Origin of the sequence: Bacteroides luhongzhouii (assembly GCF_009193295.2) — a bacterium.
GTDB lineage: Bacteria > Bacteroidota > Bacteroidia > Bacteroidales > Bacteroidaceae > Bacteroides > Bacteroides luhongzhouii.
Genome location: NZ_CP059973.1, coordinates 5,144,698 through 5,167,948, shown reverse-complemented (window position 1 = coordinate 5,167,948; position 23,251 = coordinate 5,144,698). Strand labels below are relative to the sequence as shown.

The window sequence follows — 23,251 nt, the reverse complement described above, 5'->3', positions numbered from 1 at the left end:
TGAATGATAAAAAATAAACGTTCCGTTTCCTGATAAAAGGACGGAACGTAACTTAATAATTTTTCGATTTCTGCCTGTTCAAGACTGCGAAGCTATGGACAGGCTTTTTTATAACTTTTCTTTTTCTTCTTCCTGCGGAATACGGAAAGCGGTGTAAAGTTCGAGGATAGCGGCAATCGTGAGGCAGGCAATCCATTCATTGCCTCGGGTGGTAAACATAAAAGCTCCGGTCAGGACCAGCGCCAGTGCTCCGAATATCTGCTGAACGCGCAGACGTTTCAGTGTTTTGCCTTTTCCTTTGACAGGCGTGTTCACTTGTGCCAATGCAAAAAGTCCGGCTCCGATAGTATATATGTAAGGAGCATAAATCCATCCGGTGATAAATACAGCTGCTCCGGTGAGAGCCATGATGGCGCCTACGACAAAAAGGGCGGGTACTAATTGTTTCATTCTTTAATCTTCAAAAACGTAAATATCTTCGTTGGGTTTCTTCATCAGGTACTTTTCACGGGCGATCTGCTCGATGGCGTCCGGATTGGTGCTTATTTCGTTGAGGCGCTTGGTGTTCTCTTCGTAATCTGCCCGATATTTTTCTATCTCTTCTTTCAACTGGCTGATCTCTCGTTCATATCCGAAACGACGAACCAGGCTGTTCTCGTCCAGGAAACCAATGATAACAGCAAACGCAACGACCGTAATGAGATACTTCCGTCTGCATATGAAACTCCAGATATTGATTAGTTTACCCATAATTTCTCCTTTTAATATCCGCAAAGATAAAACTAATAACTTAAAAACTTATCGCTTCGGCTTCAAAACTTCTCTCTTTATCCCTTATTACATCTCACTTTTTTTGTGTACATTTGCAGAATAAGCGAAAATTCAAAAAAACAGAGAGAATCCCGGATATGGAAAACTATATTGTTTCAGCCCGCAAGTACCGTCCGTCCACGTTCGAATCGGTGGTAGGACAGCGGGCGTTGACTACTACGCTGAAAAATGCAATCGCTACCCAGAAACTGGCTCATGCTTATTTGTTTTGCGGACCGCGTGGGGTAGGAAAGACTACTTGCGCGCGTATCTTTGCCAAAACTATCAATTGTATGACGCCTACTGCCGACGGAGAGGCTTGCAATCAGTGTGAGTCATGTGTAGCTTTCAACGAACAGCGATCATACAATATTCACGAGCTTGATGCTGCTTCCAACAACTCGGTAGATGATATTCGCCAATTGGTGGAGCAAGTACGCATCCCGCCGCAGATTGGTAAGTATAAGGTATATATCATTGACGAGGTGCACATGCTTTCGGCATCTGCTTTCAATGCGTTCCTGAAAACGCTGGAAGAACCTCCCCGGCATGCTATCTTTATCCTGGCTACGACGGAGAAACATAAGATTCTCCCTACTATTCTTTCCCGTTGTCAGATTTATGATTTTAACCGGATTAGCGTGGAAGATACGGTGAATCATTTGGCGTATGTTGCTTCGAAAGAAGGAATCACGGCAGAGCCGGAAGCACTGAACGTGATAGCTATGAAGGCAGACGGTGGTATGCGTGATGCTTTGTCTATCTTCGACCAGGTTGTTAGTTTCACCGGAGGAAATATCACCTATAAGAGTGTGATTGATAATCTGAACGTTCTTGATTATGAATATTATTTCCGCCTGACAGATTGTTTCCTCGAAAATAGGGTAAGTGATGCTTTGTTGCTTTTCAATGATATATTGAATAAAGGCTTTGACGGAAGTCATTTTATTACCGGATTATCATCTCATTTCCGTGACCTGTTGGTTGGGAAAGACCCGGTGACATTGCCTTTACTGGAAGTGGGAGCGAGCATACGCCAGCGCTATCAGGAACAGGCGCAGAAATGTCCGTTACCTTTCTTATACCGGGCCATGAAGCTTTGTAATGAGTGCGATTTGAATTACCGCATCAGCAAAAATAAGCGTTTGCTGGTAGAATTGACCTTGATACAGGTTGCACAGCTTACCACCGAGGGGGATGACGTGAGTGGTGGGCGTGGCCCTACGAAGACCATAAAACCCATATTTACTCAGCCTGCCGCAGCTCAGCAGCCGCAGGTCGCTTCTGCAACCCAGGTTCAGCAGGCTCCAGTTCATTCGTCTCCGTCTTCAGTAACAACACAGGCTGCTAATGGCACTACTGCCCAGCCTCCGCAAGCATCTGCGGCAGCGCAACCGGGAGCATCGGCTTCTTCTGGTTCGGCTTCGTCTGCTCCATCGCAAGGAGCGGGAGCTGCCCCGACTGTTAAGGAAGAGCGGAAAATTCCGGTGATGAAGATGTCTAGTTTAGGCGTGTCTATCAAGAATCCGCAGCGCGATCAGGTAACGCGTAATACGGCTACAACTCATATTCCCAGAGTACAGCAACCGGAAGAAGATTTTATCTTCAATGAACGGGATTTGAATTATTACTGGCAGGAATATGCCGGTCAGTTGCCGAAAGAACAGGATGCTCTTACTAAGCGTATGCAGATGCTCCGTCCGGTGCTACTTAATAACTCTACGACTTTTGAAGTGGTGGTTGATAATGAGTTTGCTGCAAAGGATTTTACAGCGTTGATTCCAGAATTGCAGGATTATCTTCGTGGCAGACTGAAGAACAGCAAAGTGGTGATGACAGTGCGGGTAAGTGAGGCAACGGAAACAATACGTCCTGTGGGACGTGTCGAGAAATTCCAAATGATGGCTCAAAAGAATCAGGCATTGATGCAACTGAAAGATGAGTTCGGACTGGAACTATACTAATATACTTACTTCTATCAGATTACCATCCGGGGCTCTGAAATAAATACTCCGGATGGTTCCTTGCGCATCTTGACGTTGGACTATACCTAGCTCTATCTCTATTGGGTCAATGTAAAAAACAGGTTGTTAAAATGTGATAGTCTTGCTAACTTTGCGGTATGAAACAATGGCAGATATTAAAAACAATCTTTCCGGAGATTATCACGGCCAACTTTGAGTTTGTCAACTACGAGGAAACGTACGAACGGCTGGATTACTGGCTTGACGAGCGTGGTTATATGTCTCGCGAAGATTACAAGAAGGGTACTGTCCGCGAATATGGCTTTACCGAAGAACGTGTGATACAGGATTTTCCGATTCGCGGGAAGGCGGTATACTTGCATGTGCGACGGCGTAAGTGGCGCGACATGGAAGACGGGAGTATCTTTACCTATGACTACGATCTGACGGAAGAAGGCAGCCGCCTGACCCCTGAGTTCGTTGCTTTTTTAAAAGAGGAGGATTGAATCCACCCCTGAGAGCATACGCTCAATCGGTGCTCATTACGGTGTAAATGGCTCCAACCTATCGCGGCAGTATAAGGAGATTTTCAGTGGCTACAGGCAGTGGAAGCAGCTGTGTCACGCCGATGGGTACGTGCTATATCCGCAGAACATCGGTCCGAACCTGGCCATCGACGAGTCTTCGCTCAGCTGCGGCGAGCTCTATACCTTTGTCACCAACCGTGACGCTCACGGCGGGAAGGGCGCGCTTGTTGCGGCGATACGTGGTACCAGGGCTGAAACGGTCATTGCAGTTCTTGAGAAGATATCTTCTGCCAGACGAAAGACGGTAAGAGAGATAACGCTCGACCTTTCGTCATCCATGATGCTCATAGCCCGTCGGTCATTCCCCAAAGCCATCGTGACCAACGACCGTTTTCATGTCCATAAACTCTACTACGATGCCATAGACGAGCTGCGGATATCTCTGCGGTGGATGGCAAGGGATATTGAAAACGAAGAGATTGCACGCTGTCGCAGGGAGGGCATTCCGTATGTTCCTTACCGTTATGCCAACGGCGACACCCGGAAACAGCTCCTTGCACGTGCCAAATACATTCTGACAAAACATGCCTCCAAATGGACGAAGTCCCAGCAATGGAGAGCCGACATCATTTTTGAATTTTATCCCGAGCTGAAACACGCGTATGATCTTGCCATGGACCTCACCCGCATATTCAACCAAAAAGTTGATAAGGACACTGCCCGGCTGAATCTTGCCCGATGGTACGACAAAGTGGAGAAAATGGCCGGAGGCCAATTCCGCACTGTTACAGAAACATTCCGCAACCACTATGACACAATCCTGAATTACTTTGTCAACCGTTCCACCAATGCCGGCGCTGAATCTTTCAACGCAAAAGTCAAGGCATTCAGAAGTCAATTCCGAGGCGTTACTGATATCCCATTCTTTCTGTTCAGACTCTCCAAGCTATGCGCCTAAAAAGAATCTCACACTCGGGTAGTTTTTTAACACTTCAACCTGTTTTTTACATTGACCCTCTCTATTCCTCTGGATTCTGATTGATTCATTTCACTTGGATGGAGCTGGAGAGAAACATTTTCTATCAACAATTAGCCAATAAATAGTCTTTTTAAAGCGATCCCCGTTTTGGGAGCAACTATAGATCAACAACTATACTTTGAAGGGGAATATTGACCCCTGATTTCAGTATCTGAGTGGTTACCACCAATAACAAGAAAACCCTCATAAGTGCTTAACTTATAAGGGTTTTTGTTGGGTGGAAGACCGGACTCGAACCGGCGACATTCAGAACCACAATCTGACGCTCTAACCAACTGAACTACATCCACCATGTCTGCGTTTCTCTAACGCGGTGCAAAGATAGATATTATCTTCTAATCTCCAAAAGATTTTGCTATTTTTTTTCGAAAAAAGTATATTCTTTTATTCCCTGATTATGCTTGCTGAAAAGGGTTCGCGCGTCATTCGTGAAGATTTTCAGTGAGTTACGTGCTTGTAAAGGAATTGAATCAATCGGGAGATTGACTGGGAGTAATTGATGATTTTTTTTCCCGGATTGAATGGGGCGGGCTGTCCATACTAAACTATACTCGCAATTATTGAGACGGACTGTGCTGTCTTTTACTAATTCCATTCTTACCATCAGTCCACCATCGGTGCGGCGGGCGGACATATTGGAAATATAATTTCCCAGCGAATAGACTACGAGATGTTTATCATTCGTCAGGCTGTCTGTGCGAACTTCAATGGGCTGAACTACGTGAGGATGGGAGCCGATGACATGATTTACTCCTTTTTGAATCAGCCATTCAGCAAGGAATTTCTGTTCTTTGTCCGGGAGTGACTGGTATTCGATTCCCCAATGCATACAGGCTATGATTGCGTCTGGTTTCATTGCTTTGCTCTCTTCAATATCTTTGGCGATAATTGTCGTATCAATATAGTTCACGATATTGGGAGGAGTAACAGGAATACCGTTTGTTCCATACGTATAGTTGAGTAAGGCGATGCGGAAGCCGTTCTTTTCCAATAAAAGAGGATATTTCTTTTCGCGTTCTTCGGTGTTGATATACGTGCCTGCGTGTGGGATTTTCAAGGAGTCGATAAGTTGAATGGTACGCTCCAGCCCGGATTTACCACGGTCGAGACTATGATTGTTGGCAGTCACTAAAACATTGAAACCTGCGTTGTGAATTGCGGTCAGAAATTCGTCCGGTGCGCTGAAAGCAGGATAACCTTTGTAGGGTTTGCCTCCTAACGTAACTTCCAGATTGGCGATAGCGAGATCGGCTCTCCCTATTTCTTCTTTAACGTACGTAAAACAGGTGGAATAATCATAGCCGGTTGAGGTTCGTGCAGCGTTGATTTGTCCTTGATGTTGCATGAGGTCACCTACGAAAAGGACTCGTAGGGTATCAGTGGGGGAAATACTGTCGGTTGCGGAAAGGCTGTCCGACAGGGTATCGATGATAGAATCTCTCTTTGCCTGCGACCGGGAGGTGCAGGACAAAGAGAGAAGTAAAATCATCAGAAACAAGCTATGCCTCATTGATAAATGGCTTTCTTACCAGCTAAGAGTGTATTTTTCATTAACGATACAATTGTCATCGGTCCAACACCACCCGGTACGGGAGTGATGAAGGAACATTTTGGGGCAACTTCGTCAAACTTCACGTCACCGGTCAGTTTAAAACCTGATTTCTTGGTTGCATCCGGCACACGCGTAGTACCTACGTCGATAACTACCGCACCTTCTTTTACCATTTCGGCTTTTACAAAGTTGGGCTGTCCCAAGGCAGCAATGATAATATCAGCTTCCTGACATTCTTTTATCAGGTCTTTGCTGCGGCTGTGGCATACTGTCACTGTGGCATCGCCCGGATAGGCTTTCTGCATCATCAGGGCAGCCATCGGTTTGCCGACGATATTGCTACGTCCGAGTACAACACATTTTTTGCCGGAAGTCTCTATTTCGTAACGTTTCAACAATTCGAGGATACCGTTGGGAGTAGCGGATACATAGCACGGAAGTCCGATGGACATACGGCCTACGTTGATCGGGTGGAAGCCGTCTACGTCTTTACGGTAATCAATCGTTTCGATTACTTTCTGTTCGGAGATATGTTTAGGTAAGGGAAGTTGTACGATAAAGCCGTCTACATCGTTGTCTTCGTTCAGTTCGCGTACTTTGGCAAGCAGTTCTTCTTCGGTCACGTCACTTTCATAACGGATGAGGGAGGACTTGAATCCACATACTTCACAGGCTTTTACTTTGGCAGCTACATACGTTTCGCTACCACCATCGTGTCCTACAAGGATGGCCGCCAGATGCGGGCGTTTTCCACCACGAGCCACTATTTCGGCTACCTCGGCTGCAATCTCTTGTTTCACTTGTTCGGAAATGGCTTTTCCGTCTATCAGAGTCATATTTTCAGAGTATTTATTGGTGATGGGCAAAAGTAAAATAAATAACTGAACTGTCCAAGAAGATTGGAGCATAAAAAAAGAAGATGCTGCCGGCATCTTCTTTTTTTATAGGACATATGTCTTTTATCTTTTAAATCATATTCTTATTGGTCAGTAGTTTGCCTTTGTATTCTCCTGTCAGTGTACGGAGGAAGCCGACTATTTTATCTACTTCCTGTTGTGGCAAATCAATACCTAACTGGTATTTGGCCATGGCACGAACTGCATCGTCCATAGTAGCCATGCTACCATCATGGAAGTAAGGAGCGGTAAGTTCAATGTTTCTCAAACCAGGAACTTTGAAACGATGACGGTCACGTTCGGTCTGGGTTTGCTTGAATCGTCCGTTGTCTTCTTCGGTCATTTCTGCCTGTCGTTCGGCAAAATAATCATGTTTAACGCCGATTAGTTCGTATGACTGTCCGCCAAGGATTTCTCCTACGTGGCAAGTGGCACAATCGTACTTCTTGAAAAGCTCGTATCCGGCTATTTCATCTGCTGTGACAGCCTCTTTCTGGCCTTTCAGATAACGGTCGAAACGTGAATTGGGAGTCAGCAATGTCTTTTCAAATTCCTGAATGGCGTTTGTGATATTCTTTTCGCTGAGTCCGTCGGGATATACTTCATTGAATGCCAGAACGAAACTTTTATCTTCTGCCAGTTTGTTAATAATCTGGTCGAAAGATTCACAGGCCATTTCCACCGGGTTCAACGGAGGACCGGCAGCTTGTTCGGCAAGTGTTCCGGCACGTCCGTCCCAGAATTGAACAAAATTATAAGCTGCATTGTAGACTGTCGGAGCATTCACACCGCCAAACTGTCCGCCTACGCCTTCGGAATATTGTTTATTGTCTACGCCTCCGGTGTCCAATCCGTGGCAACTGGCACATGATACGGTGTTGTCTGCAGACAGACGGGTGTCATGATAGAGTAAATCTCCAAGAACTACTTTGCGTACATCCACTGCAATGGAGTCGGCGATGGGGCGGATTGGTTCGTTGATAAAATCCGGAGCTACCGTTACGTCGGTATATAGTCCCATGCGGTGGTTCTTTATCCAATTAAGTGCCACTTCCTTTTTGGCATCGTTGAAAGAAGACCCCCAGTGTACAAGATAATACTTTGCCTGCGGCATTTTTCCATCGAGGATCACTTTTTCTATTTTAGCCAGGTCTACCGGATTAAGAGGACGTCCCTCTTTTAAATTCTGTTCTATTTGGGTCATGTCGAATGCACGGTAAGCATTGCTTATATCTTCCATCACGATTTTTCCGGCAACAGGCACGCTTGCGTAGAATGGGAGATCAGGAGTTGAAGTGTGACACCGCAGACATCCTGCATCTGTAATGATTTGTTGCATCCTGAGATTTGCTTCCAAGTCGCTGGAAGGTACTCGGTGCATGAGCCGGTAGGTGACTGCCAGTGCTGCCACTACCACCAACAGTGCTACAATTAGTTTTGAACTTTTCTTCATTTCACATTTGAATTAAATTAGTTGTTATTACGATTATATAAATGCACGCTTTGCTGAGCGGCCGGTAAGTAGTTCACTCCATACCAGCACATTTGTAAGGCTAGAAAGGAGATGATGAGCAATGCATATAGGCTTTTCTGTCCGACTTTTCTGAAAAGCCGGAGGTGTATGTAAAGTAAATATCCCATCCAAGTGATGACTGCCCAAGTCTCTTTGGGGTCCCAACTCCAGTAGTTTCCCCATGCTTCTTTTGCCCAAAGGGAACCAAGCAGCATACCGATAGAAAGGAAGGCTATCCCTGCATAAACAAGGTTATCCGCTGTGTGGAGGTACTCTTCCTTATGTCGGAACAATCCGGTCAAAGCGATTATAAATGCACATCCCAGTACGGAATAGGAGAACATATATACGGTGACATGAGGGATGAACCATACGCTTTGCAGGGCCGGCATCAGCGACTGGTCGTGTATTTCGGGCTTCATCAGGTTAATGATGATAAATACTGTGGAGAGCAGTGTAGAGAAAGACAGAATCCAGCGATATTGCCATCTGATATAAGTTAGCAGTCCTGCAATACCCATGAAGAAAGAGTACCACAGACGAGTTTCTCCCATAGTGCGTAATGGGGGACGTTGGAGGAATATCCACAATCCGGCAATGAATATGCCTAAGGTGATGATGCCGCCTGATGTAAAGGCTATTGCTACCTTGCTTTTCGTTGAGGAGCGAAAAGCACATGCAGCTCCTGCCAGCCATAAACAGGCGGATACTGCTGCAAATACATAGAAATTATCCCAGTTTATCATATGCTTCAGGTCCGTTAATGAATAAAAGAACAGCTCCGGCAAGCATCATCAGGATACCTGCCACTATCACATATTTCCAAGGCTGCTTTACTACTTGCAGGATGCAATATTCACTTTCGCTGCCTTTCATTACGTCATAACCGGTGAGATATACATCTTCTCCTAGCCGGTAGGCATACGGGTGGTTTACTTCGAGTACTGCTTTTTTATTTCCCAGCCGTACGTTTGCCGCAAAGCGGGAAGGACGTCCGTTCGGGTAATATTCTACGGTGAAAGAGTTGAGCTCTATTTCATAATCCAGATAATGCGATGTGCCGTTCATGTCGAATGCTTCATGTGCAGGTTCACTTCTATATATGGGTATGCGCAGAGTTTGAGTATCGCTACTACCAAGAAAACCGGCAAAAAGTGCCAGCCACAAACCTGCATGATTCAGGATGAAACGCCACCGGGCTCGTTTGCGGTGTTGAAAAGCGTGGATGGTGATCATTCCAAGATTGCTTAACAATAAAAAAAGAATGGCTATGAAGATCCAGCTAGTCATAAAGTTGTAGCATCCCAATTGGGCAAGAATTCCTTCACGGTTTTTTGCAGATATGTCCGATAACTGGGGGAGAAGTCCTATGACTAAGCAGCCGCTGATGAATACCCCGATAGATAGTACACTGGTCTGAGGTAAACAAAGTAACCGGGTAAAAAACGATTTCTTGTACTCTTTATGTAATATCCATAACATGACGAGCCAGATCCCTGCAAAAATAATATTAAGCGGAAAGGAGAGGAAGGAAACCGGAAAATTTCCTGTAAATAGTTGCATGGCAATTGCTAATAATATATATCCGGTCGTATAGATATAGCGCATACTTGTGTTTTTGTTTGTAATCTTTTGCAAAGTAATAAAATAAAAACGAATAAATTGCTAAAATCTTTATAAAATTGTATTCGTTACAAGTAAATAAATTCTGTTATTGCAGCTTCAATATTATATATACAGTCTTTTGGGTGGAGGAATAAAAAAAAGAGGAAGCCACGGCTTCCTCTTTTTTTATGGGGGAAAGAATCTTTTTTCTTATCTTTTCATCTTAGGCATCATCTTACCCATCTTGCTGCTAGTTACCATCTTCATCATTTTGCGAGTCTGGTCAAACTGTTTCAGCAGGCGGTTTACTTCCTGAATAGTCGTTCCGCTACCTTTGGCAATACGTGTACGACGTGATCCGTTCAGTATTTCCGGATTAGAACGTTCTGCCGGAGTCATGGAATAGATGATAGCTTCGATGCTTTTGAAAGCATTGTCGTCAATATCAATATCTTTGATTGCCTTTCCCACTCCCGGAATCATGGAGGCAAGATCTTTCAGATTACCCATTTTCTTGATTTGTGCAATCTGGCTAAGGAAGTCGTTGAAGTCGAATTGGTTCTTGGCTATTTTCTTCTGTAAACGTTTAGCCTCTTCTTCATCGTATTGTTCCTGTGCGCGTTCTACCAATGAAACGATGTCACCCATACCGAGAATACGGTCGGCCATACGGGCAGGGTGGAATTGGTCGATTGCTTCCAGCTTTTCGCCTGTACCAACAAATTTGATCGGTTTGTTCACTACCGAACGGATAGAAAGAGCCGCACCACCGCGGGTATCACCATCGAGTTTGGTCAGTACCACACCGTTGAAGTCCAGACGCTCGTTGAATTCTTTAGCTGTGTTTACAGCATCCTGACCGGTCATGGAGTCTACCACGAACAGAATTTCGTTCGGGTTGATTGCTTCTTTAATAGCAGCGATTTCGTTCATCATTTGTTCGTCTACTGCCAGACGTCCGGCTGTATCGACGATAACGAGGTCATATCCTTTGGCTTTAGCTTCCTGAATAGCGTGTTGTGCGATTTCTACCGGATTCTTGCTATCCAGTTCGCAGTACATCGGTACTTCGATTTGTTCTGCCAATACGCGCAACTGTTCGATAGCTGCCGGACGGTAAACGTCACAAGCGACCAGTAATGGCTTACGGTTTTTCTTGGTTTTCAGCATCCGTGCCAACTTACCGGAGAAGGTGGTCTTACCCGAACCCTGCAAACCTGACATCAGGATGACTGCCGGACGGGCGTCGATATTGATCTCTGCTGTCTCTCCACCCATCAACTGCGTAAGTTCATCATGTACGATCTTTACCATCAACTGGCTTGGCTTCACAGCCGTAAGCACATTCTGGCCAAGAGCTTTTTCTTTCACTGTATCCGTGAAATTTTTTGCCACCTTGTAGTTTACGTCGGCGTCGAGAAGTGCTTTACGTACGTCTTTCAGCGTCTCCGCCACGTTGATTTCGGTGATTTTGCCTTCACCTTTCAGGATCTTGAATGACCGTTCTAGTCTTTCACTTAAATTATCGAACATAGTTATTTAATTACGAATTACTAATTACAATTTACTTGGGCGAAAGAGGGACTTTTCCGTCTACTCTTTATTTGAGCTTGCAAATGTACAAAAATCTCTTGTATTTATATCTTTTTATTCTGCCATTTTGCTTTTTTGAGATAAATATAACTTGTTATCAACAGTAAGCTATAATACACAATCTCAATCGTAAAGCAAATTTCGATCGGTGCTTTCAGCCACATTCCGATGAAAATGATGTATGATCCGTAGATGATGATTGTAATCGTTTCGAGCAACAGGGCTGCCTGTGTATTTCCTGTTCCGGAGATACCGTTGAACACTACATTGGCTACGGATGCGATGAGCATGGCAAAACAAATCACATATACCGAAGGTACGGACTCCGTGATGAGCGCGGTTTCACTGGTGTAAATAGAGAGCAGGAACTGTGGAAACAGTGCCGATACCGCTACTAACCCCAACATGATGAAAAAGGAGAAACGCGCAATTTTATTAATGAGTGGCATTACGTGCTGGATACCTCCTGCACCGATAGCGTTGCTGACAAGGCTGTTGGTAGTCGTAGCCAGTGCATTGACCGGAATCAGTAGTACGACATAAATACTTCGGACGATATTGGCAATCGCCAGTTCCCGTTGTCCCAACCGTTCTACGGCTACGAAGAAAACGAACCAGGTGGCCATCGACAGGAAATATTGTAACATGGTGAAGCAGGATATACTGAGGATCCGCATCAGCAATGCAGGGTCGAATGTGCGCAGGCGGTTCATACCGTATTTCTTCAAATCGACCGTGGCATACGTATAGATGACGAAAAAGAGGATGGAGGAGGCTTCTGCCAATACGGAAGCAATAGCAGCCCCTTTGATACCCATTTCCGGCAAACCGAACTTTCCGAAGATTAATGCATAGTCCAGTACGACATTGATTAATGCCATAATAATGGCATTGACGGTTAGCACTTTAGTGCGTGTAATACCGATGTACAATGCCCGGAACATGACATTGATAAAAGAGAAAAAGAATCCGTAAATACGCCAGTCCAGAAACTCCATTGTTCCCTCGTAGATGGATTCTGAAGAAACTAGCAAACGCATGATGTTTCCACCGAATGCCTTGGTGAATCCAAATAGAAGCAGTGCCATCACGAACAGGAACATGACTCCCTGAATCATGACAGGACCGACATCCGAATAGCGTCCTTCGCCATTGCGTCGTGCTATGACAATCTGCGAACCGGTACTGAATCCGAATGCGATGGTGAATACACAGATATAAAATAACCCGCCCATAGCCGATGCTCCAAGGGCTACCTCGCTCACGTGTCCGAGGAATGCTGTGTCGGTGACGTTGATGACATTTTGTGCCAGCAAGCTTAGTAGTATCGGATAACTGACACTCCAAATCTGTTTGTTGGTGTACATAATTAAGTGTTTAAGTTTACACTTTGCAAAGATAGTGCTTTATTTCGATTCGGAAGCGATGGGGTAGATGAAAACTATTTCCGGACCTTCGGGAGTTTTATTGTTAATGAGATAGTTTCCTCCGAAATGTTTTAATAATAACAAGTTGATATCATGCCGGATAATGGTCTCCTGCGATACGAATGCATGGTCTGCCAAAGGTGAATTGCTGATCCGGAAATAAAGCATATTTTCCTCCCGGCTTAATATGAACCGGATGGTTCGTGCTTGCCGGTGTTCTTGCGGGTACACCAGTGCACTAAGCAATGCTTGTGTCAGCCGCGCTATATCGGAATGGATGATTTGAGCATCCGTCTCGGTAGAAAACTCAATTTTGATACCTGTTTTCTCATTTTTCATCTGCGCCATGTAGCATGCCTCCTTGCATATTGCAATAGCGTCATAGTCCTGCAACTGGAACTTCATCATTTGAGCTTCCAGACGGGATAAGTCAAGAACGTCATTGACAAGTCTCATCAATTTCTCCGAACTCTTGTGGATGATGTTCGAGTATTCTTGTCTTATTTCTTTGTCTATGTCAGGATCACTGGCTATGAGCTGTGAGAAGCCGACTACATTATTGAGCGGGGTACGGATGTTATAACTCATATTCGACAAGAAGCGATTTTTTATTTCATTGGTTTTTCGCACGTTTTCTGTCGTTTTCCGGATTTCGTTTTCCGCGTATTTTAGTGCCTTTCGTACAATGAAGAGCCGTGCCATAAAGATAAAAAGCAGAATCAGGATCACGAATATAAAGATTAGATAAGTGAGCTGGGTTTTGTTGTTTTCCCTTTTTTGTTCCAGTTCCGTTTTATCGATATTGTATTTGCTCTGTATCTGTTCCATCTGATTGTTGGCAAGTTCAGTAGCTGCCGAATCTTTGATGGCTAGTGCCTGCTCATACATAGGGATGGCTTTTTCGCTTTGTCCTGCCTGTTTCCATATTCTGGCCTTTTCGAGTAGCTGTTCGGCATAGTCGCTGGGGAAGTCTTTCTTCAACATTGTCAGGGTTGTATCGATATAATCTGATGCTTGCTGATAGGCTCCTGTGGCCTGATAATATCTGGCAAATGTGTCGAAATAGAGTACCTTATACATGAAATATGTATTCTCGTCCAGATATTCCTTAGACTTTATGAGATGTTCATAAGCCTGTTGTGGCTGATGGATATTCAGGTAATAATAGCTGTAGAAAAGTTCATTGAACAGATATACGTCGGCAAATCCTCCTTTTAAAGATGGGTTCGCACTGATATGGTTATGTAGAGTGTTTTCCAGCTCCCGCAAATATTTGAGTAACCTTTTATTATCTTTCTTTTCTTTGGTAACGGATACTAACTGTGATAATACCGAGATACGGACTACCGGATTTTCGGTCGGGGTAAGCATTTGATAGGCAGCTTCGAGTGCTTCTATTCCCTTGTCCCAGCGCTGGCTGCCGATATATGCATTGCTCAAGCATTGATAGGCAGCTATGGTACCCCGGTTACTATTTATTTGGGAAGCTTGCTGTTTCATTTTTTGAGATTCGTTGATAGCAAGCTCGTATTGTTCATTGAATGTGTACAAGTCTATCTGGAAACGCTTGGCATCAAAGAAGTAATTCCATAAATCGGACTTCCGGACATAAGGTTCCATGATGGTGAGCCATTTGGTGACACTGTCTTGATTATTCCGATTGTAATAGTATAAGATATGGTAATAGGCAGCCATACCGGCATATTTGTCATTGCCCAGTTGTATGGCTTCTTTCATTAATGTATCTGAATATTGGATACATTGATAGTTGTTCTGTTCTATTCTGATGATTTGGTTAAGAACATTCAGTCGTGTCGTATCGTGTGGTAAAGTTTGCAACACCTCTATCAGACTGTCTGACTCCAGAGCGATTTCGGAACTGGCTTTCCCGGTGACGGTGTAGCATAATAGGACGAACAGGAGCAGGACTTGTTTCATTCAGCTTCCTCCTTTCTTGGTTGCTCATGACAAATGGGGTGTATGAACAGGAAGCGGGCTCCTTTTTTATAATTGGAGTCAATCCATATTTTACCGCCCAACTGCTCGATAATGAGTTGGCAGATAGACAAACCAAGTCCTGTTCCTTGAGCATTTTCGTTCAATTTCTCAAAACGATTGAATATTTTATCCTGATTCTCCGAAGAGATTCCGCAACCGGTGTCGGTCACGGAAAACAGTGCTATATCTTCTGTCTGTTTTTCCAATTCCATGGTGATAGAACCTTGCGGAGTAAATTTGGTCGCGTTGATGAGAAGGTTGATTAATAATTGTTGCAACCTTGCATTGTCTGTTATTAATTCCAATGAATGGAGAGAAGATGAAAAACGGACATTGGCATTCGTTTGCTTTATTTTTTCAACCATGTCGATAACATTCCTGCATATTGCCACTGCGTCACATCGCTCATATTTAAATTTCATCTTGCCAACTTCGAGACTGGACAAGTCGATTACGTCATTAATCAGTTTGAGTAAGAGCTCTGAATTTTGCTGAATAATGTCACTGCATTGTTTTCGTGTCTCGTTGTCGATCGATTCTTCTGTCAGAATGGAAGAGAAGCCTGCCAACGCATTGAGCGGCGTACGGATTTCATGGCTCATGTTGGAAAGGAAAAGGCTCTTTGCCCGGATGGAATTTTCTTCTTGTTTCTTGGCTTTTTCCAGTTCTTCCTGAGATTGACGCAGCTTCTTATTGCTCCGTTTAACCAAAAGGATGAAAAATACAATCATCATGACTATAAACAGGATTGTAAACCAGCTCCAATAGAGGATTGTTTTTTGCCTGTTTAGGTTATCCAGTTCGTTTTTATCTATTTGGTAAAGGGTGTGCAATTCATTGATTTGGCGAATATAATTCATTGCGTCCAAAGAATCTTTGCGCGTATTAAACCTTTCATAAGTTTCGCACGCTTCCTCATTTTTACCCATCAGTGTAAGTATATGTGCACGCTCTTTTTGTATTTCCAAGGATTTATATGAGTCGGCTGATTTCGTATGCGATAGAATTTCATCAAGTATGGCTAATGCTTGAGTGTACTCTTTGGATTCAGTGTAGTAGCACGAATACAGGTATTGAATCATTAAATGAAAATATGGATATGGGTGTTGCCGGTTAATTTGCTCGGCCTGCTGTATATGGTTTAATGCTTCAGGAAGATGGTGTGTCTGGATACAGTAGAATGCCTGACTATAAACAAGATGAAAATCATCCTGGGGATTTCCATCCTTGTTGGTAATTGATTCGAGTTCCCGTATATTGTTCTCTATATCTGTCATTTGATGATATTTAAGCTTAGACAGAATGAGCTGGACCAAGATCGCTTTGGCGTATGGGTTGGCATGAGGGATTTTCTGAACAATTTCTAATGCTTCCTTATACGATTTGATGGCAGCTTGTGGTGTGGATGAACTTAAGTAAGTGTTTCCGATGGCGTGTAATGCGAGTGCTGTTCCCAAAGGATAATCCATTTCTCTGGCTTTTTGATACATCTGGTTGGCTTGGTTGATAGCCAGACTGATATTCCCTTCTGCTATCAAAGCCTGGACTGTCAGCAGATTTATCTGGAACAGAAGTGGGTATTGCTGTTGTCTTTGTAATTCCGGTTCTAAAAGTTTTTCCCAAACAATGATACTGTCTGTAGGCGTTTCCGGGCTGAATGGATGATTGTATTCAAGCAATGGTTGTAATAAAGAAAGATGGTCTGTACTTGTGTGTGTTGCATATAAGGTGACCGATATAAATACGGTTACGACCACTGCAATTATATGATGACTGTGTTCTTTCACTTGATATAAGAATTGCTTGCTTGTAAGTTTACCTGCAAAAGAACTAAAAAGAGTGAAGATTACAAAGAAATCTTCACTCTTTTTTATTATTTATTTTCTTTTGAGTATTTCCCGGGCTCCAGGACCTTCGTGGTTGGGGTAACCGGGAGTATGGTTTCTGCATCGTGGATCAGCATCTACTTTCAAGCTTCGGTAGTCATCTTTTGTGCGGGCGATGTAATCATCAAGCATGGCACGGTGTTCTGCTAGAACTTTACTGTATTTCGGATCTTTGGCGAGATTCTTGCGTTCTCCCGGATCTTTTTTCATATCATATAGTTCTTCTCCATTGCCTTCCAAATAGTGCGTGTACTTGTATCTCGGTCCGCGTACCATACGTCCGGGAGTAACGACATATTCATATTCGCTGTGCCATTCGGAAACTACATAAGGGTGAGTCTTTTTCTGTTTCTCTCCTTTTAATATAGGCGCGAGACTGATTCCCGTTTTTTCGGCCGGAACGGAAATTCCTGCCAAATCACAAAGAGTAGGTAAAAGATCCAGCGTGGGCTGTGTTAATAGTTGGTTTACCGGTTTTTTCTGTTGTTTGATGCCGGGGCCTGCAAAGATAAACGGAACGTTTGTCATTTCATCGTAAAAACTGATATGCTTGGTCACCATGCGGTGTGAAGCCATTCCGTCGCCATGATCGGCCATGATAACAACGATGGTATTTTTTCCGGCAGGAGTGGAGTAAAGAGCTTTTAATACGCTGTCTACTTGTTTGGAAACCATTTTGGTATAGTGTTGGAAAGCGGCAATGTAATGACGGTAATTCTCTTCATTCCAATGAGATGCCTGAGTCATACGCCGATGGCTGCAACAGATGTATTGCACCGGTTTGGGGATATTGTTCCAGTCTTCCACGTCAAAATTGGCTGGTAGTTCAGGAAGAGTTCCGCTGATGGGACGGTCGGTATGTACTCCTTCATTTGCTCCTACGAATCCGCAAATGTTGTGAGGGTTCTGAAAATCGGCAATGCAGATGAATGGTTCTTTGGGAGGATTGCTTAAATAAGCAACAGCGTCTTCGCATGTTCCTACGTCCAGGAAGCTGTCGTTATTAACCGGGAACTCCGGATCAGTGAATGGTTTGGCTACTGGTTCTTTGTGCTTGAATCCTCTTAGGGATCCCATGTCGTGTGTTTTTCCGAAGTGTACGGCTTCGTAACCGTTTTCAGAGAAAAGGCTTCCTAATGTCGGTACATTTTCGGGGATACGTGGGTTGATAGGTTCGCTGGAGTTCGAACGCACATTCGTTTGATGAGGCATCATGCCGCTCCATAAAGCTGCGCGTGAAGGTTGGCTGAGAGGGCAGCCTACATAAGCATTGGAGAAGATAACTCCTCGTGAAGCGACTTCGTCAATAGGGAGGGTGCAGCCTTGTGTTTGCCCGTAAGCTCCCACGACGCGTTGTGTCAGATGGTCGCACTGGATAATCAGAAAATTGGGTTTTTCTTGAGCCTGGGCTGCTACGCCGCACAGGGCTAATCCCATGAATGGATAAATAGTTTTCATTACTGGCTAGAATTAAGTAATATTTGATTTTGAAACAAAAGTAGGAAAAAAGGAAACGCAAAAAAGGGGGAAGTAGTGGTTTTGGACGCAAATGAAAGTATTTTGTACAAAAATGTAATATGTGATGGGCTATTAGGGGAAACTATTGCTGATGAATGTTGGATTGTAAAGGATAAACGGTAAGTGGTCATTGATTAACCGGGCGGCTAAAAAAGAGAACGGTGAACAAACTGCGTCATAATAATTGTAGTTTGCTCACCGTTCATCATTTATAATTTATTGCTAATTAGCTGTTCATGCTCATCAGGAATTCATCGTTATCTCTGGTCTTTTCCAAACGGTCTTTAACGAAGTCCATTGCTTCGATCGGATTCATGTCGGCAAGATATTTACGTAATATCCACATGCGGTCAAGAGTTGTCTTATCAAGCAACAGGTCGTCGCGACGAGTGCTGGATGCAGTAATGTTGACTGCCGGGAAGATACGTTTGTTGGACAGGTTGCGGTCGAGCTGTAACTCCATGTTACCGGTACCCTTAAATTCTTCGAAGATAACTTCGTCCATTTTAGAACCGGTGTCGATCAATGCGGTAGCGATGATGGTCAACGAGCCGCCGTTTTCAATATTACGGGCAGCACCGAAGAAACGTTTAGGTTTATGAAGTGCATTTGCATCAACACCACCGGAAAGAACTTTGCCGGATGCAGGAGATACTGTATTGTATGCACGAGCCAGACGGGTGATAGAATCAAGGAAGATCACTACATCGTGACCACATTCTACCAAACGTTTTGCCTTTTCCAATACAATACCTGCAATTTTCACGTGACGTTCTGCCGGTTCGTCGAAAGTAGAAGCGATAACTTCTGCATTAACGCTACGTGCCATATCGGTTACTTCTTCCGGACGTTCGTCAATCAGCAGCATAATCATGTAAACTTCCGGGTGATTGGCTGCGATAGCATTAGCGATATCTTTCATTAAGATAGTCTTACCTGTCTTTGGCTGGGCGACGATCAAAGCACGCTGTCCTTTACCGATAGGAGCGAAAAGATCAACAACGCGTGCAGACATAGAGTCTGAATAACCGCCTTTGCAAAGTTTGAACTTTTCATCCGGGAAGAGAGGTGTCAGATGTTCGAAAGGAACACGGTCGCGAACGAAAGCTGCGTCACGTCCGTTGATTTTCGACACTTTTACCAACGGGAAATATTTTTCTCCTTCTTTGGGTGGACGGATAACGCCTTCCACTACATCACCGGTTTTCAAACCAAAGAGTTTGATTTGAGACTGTGATACATAAATATCGTCCGGAGAAGAAAGGTAGTTATAATCGGAAGAACGGAGGAATCCGTATCCATCCTGCATAATTTCCAAAACACCTACTCCGTTGAGAATATCGTCGAATTCGTAAGGCTTTTCGCGCTCAATAACTTTGCGCTCCTGCAGCTGTGCCGGAAGATTTTCGCTCGCATTACTCTGTTGAGTGGCGCGTGGCATCGGTAAGCGCTGTTGGTTCTGATTCGGGTTTTGATTTTGATTTGGATTCTGAACCTGATTCTGATTATTGTTACGCTGGAAATTATTATTAGCGTTATTACTATTATTGTTAGCGTTGTTATTACCGTTGTTATTGTCGCGTGGACGGACAATACGCGGGCGTTGCTGCTGTTGTTGAGATGGTTGTTGTTGAGGATGAGACGGTTGTTCAGACGCTGTTTGTACAGGTTCTGTTTTAGTTGCTTCGAATTTGCCGAAGAGTTCGGTAGGAAGCTCTATTTTTTCAGAAGGCAGATCTTCGATTGGAATAAAATCATCATCGTCAACGCTGGATAAGATATTGCTTTCCTCGTCGATAACGGGTGCGGCTTTCTTTTGTGGTTTATCTATAACCTTTTTCTCTACAGCAGGTTTGTTTGGCTCTGCGGCTGGTTTATTTGTTTCTGTAGCCGGTTTGCTTTTTGTTTTCTTTTCAGCAGTCGGCTGTTGTACTGGAGCAGCTTTTTCTTTCGTTTCAGTAGTTTTCTCTGCAACAACAAGCTTAGTTTCCACTACTTTGGGAACAGTTGGTTTTGCATTTTCTACTTCTTTCTTCTCTTCTGTGTCAGCGCCTTTACGTGGACGGCCTACTTTACGCTTGGGAGCTGCTGTGTTTTCTGCTTTAACTTCTACAACAGGAGCTTCTTTTTCTTTGTTTGTACTTTCTTCTTTCTTGGAAGGTTGTTGTGCTTTTGCAGGAGTGGCTTCTTTTGTTTTACTAACCTCTCCACTCTTTGTTGCGGAAACTACCTTGTCTTCTTTTTTGGTAGGAGCTACCCGTGAACGCTTTTTCTTTTGTTCTTCATTTTTGCGTTCTTCTTTGAGTTTATCTGCGGCAACTTTCTTAGTAGCTCCTACAATAGCCTGTTCATCGAGTATCTTATAAACAAGGTCTTCTTTTTTGTATGAGTCTGCTTTTTTTATGCCTAACTCTTTGGCAATAACTTGAAGTTCCGACAGATTTTTGTCGTTTAATTGGATAATGTTATACATATAGTATGGTAAGTTATTAATATTTCTTTTTTGCTGAATTATGGACAGCATTACTACAGCTCATGGCTACAGATATGCAAGCATACGTTTTGTTTTTTATTCTGAATTAGGGATGTATATGTTGAATCGTAGAATGTTTCAACGGGGCAAAGATAATAATTTTTTTTGGTTTCATGAACAATCAACCATTTTTTTCCACGTAAAAGTGTATCTTTGCTACATAAAAGAAAATAGTATGACAGTAAATGAAGCTCATTTAATTTATTTTTCGCCTACACACACATCTAAACAAGTTGCGGAAGCGATTGTTCACGGCACGGGCATAAAAAATATCTTTCCTATTAATGTGACGCAGCAGATTGCAGATGAAATTGTAATTCCTGCATCTGCTTTGGCCGTTATTGTAGTGCCTGTGTATGGAGGTCATGTCGCTCCTCTGGCAATGGAGCGTTTGCAGTACATTCGGGGAGTGGATACTCCGACCGTTTTGGTGGTGGTGTATGGAAACCGTGCTTATGAAAAAGCTTTAATGGAATTGGATGCTTTTGCTATTCCTCATGGATTGAAAGTGATTGCTGGGGCAACTTTTATTGGAGAACATTCATATAGTACTGATAAACATCCGATTGCGATGGGACGTCCTGATGAGTCGGATTTAGCCTTTGCTGCGGAATTTGGGAAGAAAATCATGGAAAAAATACAGACTGCCGATAGTATGGATACCCTTTATCCGGTAGATGTACGTGCTATCAAACGTCCGAGTCAGCCATTCTTTCCTTTGTTCCGTTTTTTGAGGAAAGTTATCAAGTTGCGTAAAAGTGGAACGCCGCTTCCCCGCACACCTTGGGTGGAGGATGAAAATTTGTGTACCCATTGTGGGCTGTGTGTAGTTCATTGTCCGGCAGGGGCTATAACGAAAGGGGATGAACTACATACGGATGAAGTTAAATGTATTAAGTGTTGTGCCTGTGTAAAAACCTGTGTTAAGAAAGCACGGGTGTATGATACTCCTTTTGCGGCTTTGTTGTCAGATTGCTTCAAGAAACAGAAATTACCTCAAACTATTTTGTAGATCACGACGCGCTTAGTCGTTTCATCAATACGAAAGCGGTTGTCTGTTCGTTCGCCTATTAGCCACGCAATGTGTTCTCCACAGCAGAGTACCCACTGGCGTTCTTTTTGACTGATAGAAAATTTGCGGTCGGTCAGATAATCGCTTATTTTTTTCTTTCCTTTCATTCCAAAAGGAATAAAAGTGTCTCCTGTCTGCCATTTCCGGTAATGAATATCTCCATTCAGTTTGTCGGCATCAAAACAGGCTATTCCTTTTTCGCGTGGAATTAGAAAATCAGGAGTGTATTCTTTTTCTTCTTTGATGATTTGAAAAGGAGGAAGAGTCTCATTTTTAGATTCGATAGCTTCTGTTAATAAGAATTCTCTGTCTTTTATCACTCTCCATTTTTTACTGCAAAATTGTTTGCCCGGTTGGCTGTGAAGTGAATGGGCTATATCTTTGATTTGTGCAGAATTGAAGCCTAGAGGATGCAAAATTTCGAATAGAATAGCTTCGGGTGCCGGTTCCTTTACTAAATCACTGATTCGGATACCTTCTGTTGTCACAATATTCTTTTTGGTTTCCTCTATACATTTATTATATATTGTAGCTATATCATTCAGATAGTTGCTCGTGTCTATCAGATTGTTTTTGACTGACGGATTGATTTCCTGCATAAGTGGAAGGAGATTGAGCCGGATTTTATTACGGGTATATTCGTCTTCCAGATTAGTGCTGTCTGTTACATAATCTTGCCCGATGCTCTCCAGATAATGGATGATATCTTCCCGATTGACGCAAAGCAGAGGACGTACGATTGCTCCGTTGCGTGGGCGGATTCCTAATAAACCGGTAATTCCTGTTCCTCGAATCAGGTTAAGTAGTATGGTTTCTACGCTGTCATCCTGATGATGTGCTACGGCGATCACCTCTGCCTGACATTCTTTTCTCGTTTTCTCGAACCAGTCATAGCGTAATTCCCGTGCAGCCATTTCAATCGAAATATGTTTTTCCTTTGCGTATTGTGTCGTGTTAAAATCAATTGTATGCAAATGGATTCCGGTTCTTTCGCAAAGTTGACGTACAAACAGTTCATCCCGGTCTGATTCTTTGCCTCGCAGGTGGAAATTACAATGTGCGGCTTCGCAATGATAACCTGCTGTGTGTAGAATACATAACAGTGCCACCGAGTCGGCACCACCACTCAATGCAATCAAGACTTTGGCATCCAATGAGAACAAATGTTCCTTTTCTATATATTTTGTAACCCGTTGTTGTATCATACTTGCAAAGATACGAGTTTATCAATAAGTATTTTTATTTTTTTCTAAATCTTTTGGAGGAGAAAAATGGCTGCTATTTAAAAACATTCTAAATAATTTGCGTGCTCCGAAGT

18 protein-coding genes and 1 tRNA gene are annotated in these 23,251 nt (G+C 43.5%); 4 read left to right on the top strand and 15 right to left on the bottom strand.

Going from position 1 to position 23,251, the window contains the following annotated elements:
* Positions 1 to 108: 108 nt before the first annotated feature.
* Together GD631_RS19755 and GD631_RS19750 are read right to left on the bottom strand one after the other, a co-directional pair.
* Complete coding sequence (locus tag GD631_RS19755; RefSeq protein ID WP_143259456.1) at positions 109 to 450, bottom strand: hypothetical protein; 342 nt, start codon at positions 448 to 450, stop codon at positions 109 to 111.
* 3 nt (positions 451 to 453) lie between these two features.
* Entirely contained in the window at positions 454 to 750 is a 297-nt protein-coding gene (locus GD631_RS19750) for an FtsB family cell division protein (protein ID WP_143259457.1), read from the bottom strand.
* A gap of 158 nt (positions 751 to 908) precedes the next feature.
* Here GD631_RS19750 and GD631_RS19745 point away from each other — a divergent pair, with 158 nt between their 5' ends.
* The 3 genes from GD631_RS19745 (at position 909) to GD631_RS19735 (ending at position 4,259) form a co-directional block, all read left to right on the top strand.
* Complete coding sequence (locus GD631_RS19745) at positions 909 to 2,774, top strand: DNA polymerase III subunit gamma/tau (protein WP_143259458.1); 1,866 nt, start codon at positions 909 to 911, stop codon at positions 2,772 to 2,774.
* A 158-nt stretch (positions 2,775 to 2,932) separates the two neighbouring features.
* Positions 2,933 to 3,280, top strand: a complete 348-nt coding sequence (locus GD631_RS19740; protein WP_143260734.1) for an ISAon1 family transposase N-terminal region protein — start codon at positions 2,933 to 2,935, stop codon at positions 3,278 to 3,280.
* Positions 3,276 to 4,259, top strand: coding sequence for an ISAon1 family transposase (locus GD631_RS19735; protein WP_425321961.1), 984 nt, complete (start codon positions 3,276 to 3,278; stop codon positions 4,257 to 4,259). The genes GD631_RS19740 and GD631_RS19735 overlap by 5 nt, the downstream gene beginning before the upstream one ends.
* Before the next feature lie 296 nt (positions 4,260 to 4,555).
* On the opposite strand, the gene GD631_RS19730 is transcribed toward GD631_RS19735, so the two are convergent.
* From GD631_RS19730 to rho, 12 genes are all read right to left on the bottom strand, one after another.
* Positions 4,556 to 4,631, bottom strand: a tRNA-His gene (locus GD631_RS19730).
* A gap of 64 nt (positions 4,632 to 4,695) precedes the next feature.
* Positions 4,696 to 5,850 carry a CapA family protein gene (locus tag GD631_RS19725; protein WP_143260677.1) on the bottom strand — a complete coding sequence of 385 codons (1,155 nt, stop codon included), beginning with the start codon at positions 5,848 to 5,850 and terminating at the stop codon, positions 4,696 to 4,698.
* A complete protein-coding gene (gene folD, locus GD631_RS19720) occupies positions 5,847 to 6,728 on the bottom strand; it encodes a bifunctional methylenetetrahydrofolate dehydrogenase/methenyltetrahydrofolate cyclohydrolase FolD (protein WP_143260679.1) in 882 nt (293 codons plus the stop codon). The genes GD631_RS19725 and folD overlap by 4 nt, the downstream gene beginning before the upstream one ends.
* Before the next feature lie 130 nt (positions 6,729 to 6,858).
* Positions 6,859 to 8,241: a cytochrome c peroxidase gene (locus GD631_RS19715; protein WP_143260680.1), complete on the bottom strand. Its 1,383-nt coding sequence runs from the start codon at positions 8,239 to 8,241 to the stop codon at positions 6,859 to 6,861.
* Positions 8,242 to 8,258: 17 nt separating this feature from the next.
* Positions 8,259 to 9,047: a cytochrome c biogenesis protein gene (locus GD631_RS19710; RefSeq protein WP_143260682.1), complete on the bottom strand. Its 789-nt coding sequence runs from the start codon at positions 9,045 to 9,047 to the stop codon at positions 8,259 to 8,261.
* On the bottom strand, positions 9,031 to 9,909 hold the full coding sequence (locus GD631_RS19705; RefSeq protein WP_143260685.1) for a cytochrome c biogenesis ResB family protein: 879 nt from the start codon (positions 9,907 to 9,909) through the stop codon (positions 9,031 to 9,033). The genes GD631_RS19710 and GD631_RS19705 overlap by 17 nt, the downstream gene beginning before the upstream one ends.
* A gap of 207 nt (positions 9,910 to 10,116) precedes the next feature.
* Complete coding sequence (gene ffh, locus GD631_RS19700; RefSeq protein WP_004312925.1) at positions 10,117 to 11,439, bottom strand: signal recognition particle protein; 1,323 nt, start codon at positions 11,437 to 11,439, stop codon at positions 10,117 to 10,119.
* Between the two features lie 104 nt (positions 11,440 to 11,543).
* Positions 11,544 to 12,866, bottom strand: coding sequence for an MATE family efflux transporter (locus GD631_RS19695; RefSeq protein WP_143260687.1), 1,323 nt, complete (start codon positions 12,864 to 12,866; stop codon positions 11,544 to 11,546).
* 39 nt (positions 12,867 to 12,905) lie between these two features.
* Positions 12,906 to 14,864 carry a tetratricopeptide repeat-containing sensor histidine kinase gene (locus GD631_RS19690; protein WP_143260689.1) on the bottom strand — a complete coding sequence of 653 codons (1,959 nt, stop codon included), beginning with the start codon at positions 14,862 to 14,864 and terminating at the stop codon, positions 12,906 to 12,908.
* A complete protein-coding gene (locus GD631_RS19685; protein WP_143260690.1) occupies positions 14,861 to 16,711 on the bottom strand; it encodes an ATP-binding protein in 1,851 nt (616 codons plus the stop codon). Before GD631_RS19685 ends, GD631_RS19690 begins: the two co-directional genes overlap by 4 nt.
* Before the next feature lie 90 nt (positions 16,712 to 16,801).
* Positions 16,802 to 18,268, bottom strand: a complete 1,467-nt coding sequence (locus GD631_RS19680) for a sulfatase family protein (protein ID WP_185911516.1) — start codon at positions 18,266 to 18,268, stop codon at positions 16,802 to 16,804.
* Between the two features lie 286 nt (positions 18,269 to 18,554).
* Positions 18,555 to 20,801, bottom strand: a complete 2,247-nt coding sequence (rho, locus tag GD631_RS19675; RefSeq protein WP_143260692.1) for a transcription termination factor Rho — start codon at positions 20,799 to 20,801, stop codon at positions 18,555 to 18,557.
* Between the two features lie 235 nt (positions 20,802 to 21,036).
* On the opposite strand from rho, the gene GD631_RS19670 reads away from it, so the two are divergent.
* Positions 21,037 to 21,873, top strand: a complete 837-nt coding sequence (locus GD631_RS19670; protein ID WP_185911515.1) for a 4Fe-4S binding protein — start codon at positions 21,037 to 21,039, stop codon at positions 21,871 to 21,873.
* Here GD631_RS19670 and tilS read toward each other — a convergent pair.
* Positions 21,858 to 23,138: a tRNA lysidine(34) synthetase TilS gene (gene tilS, locus GD631_RS19665; protein WP_143260695.1), complete on the bottom strand. Its 1,281-nt coding sequence runs from the start codon at positions 23,136 to 23,138 to the stop codon at positions 21,858 to 21,860. The genes GD631_RS19670 and tilS overlap by 16 nt on opposite strands.
* Positions 23,139 to 23,251 lie beyond the last annotated feature (113 nt).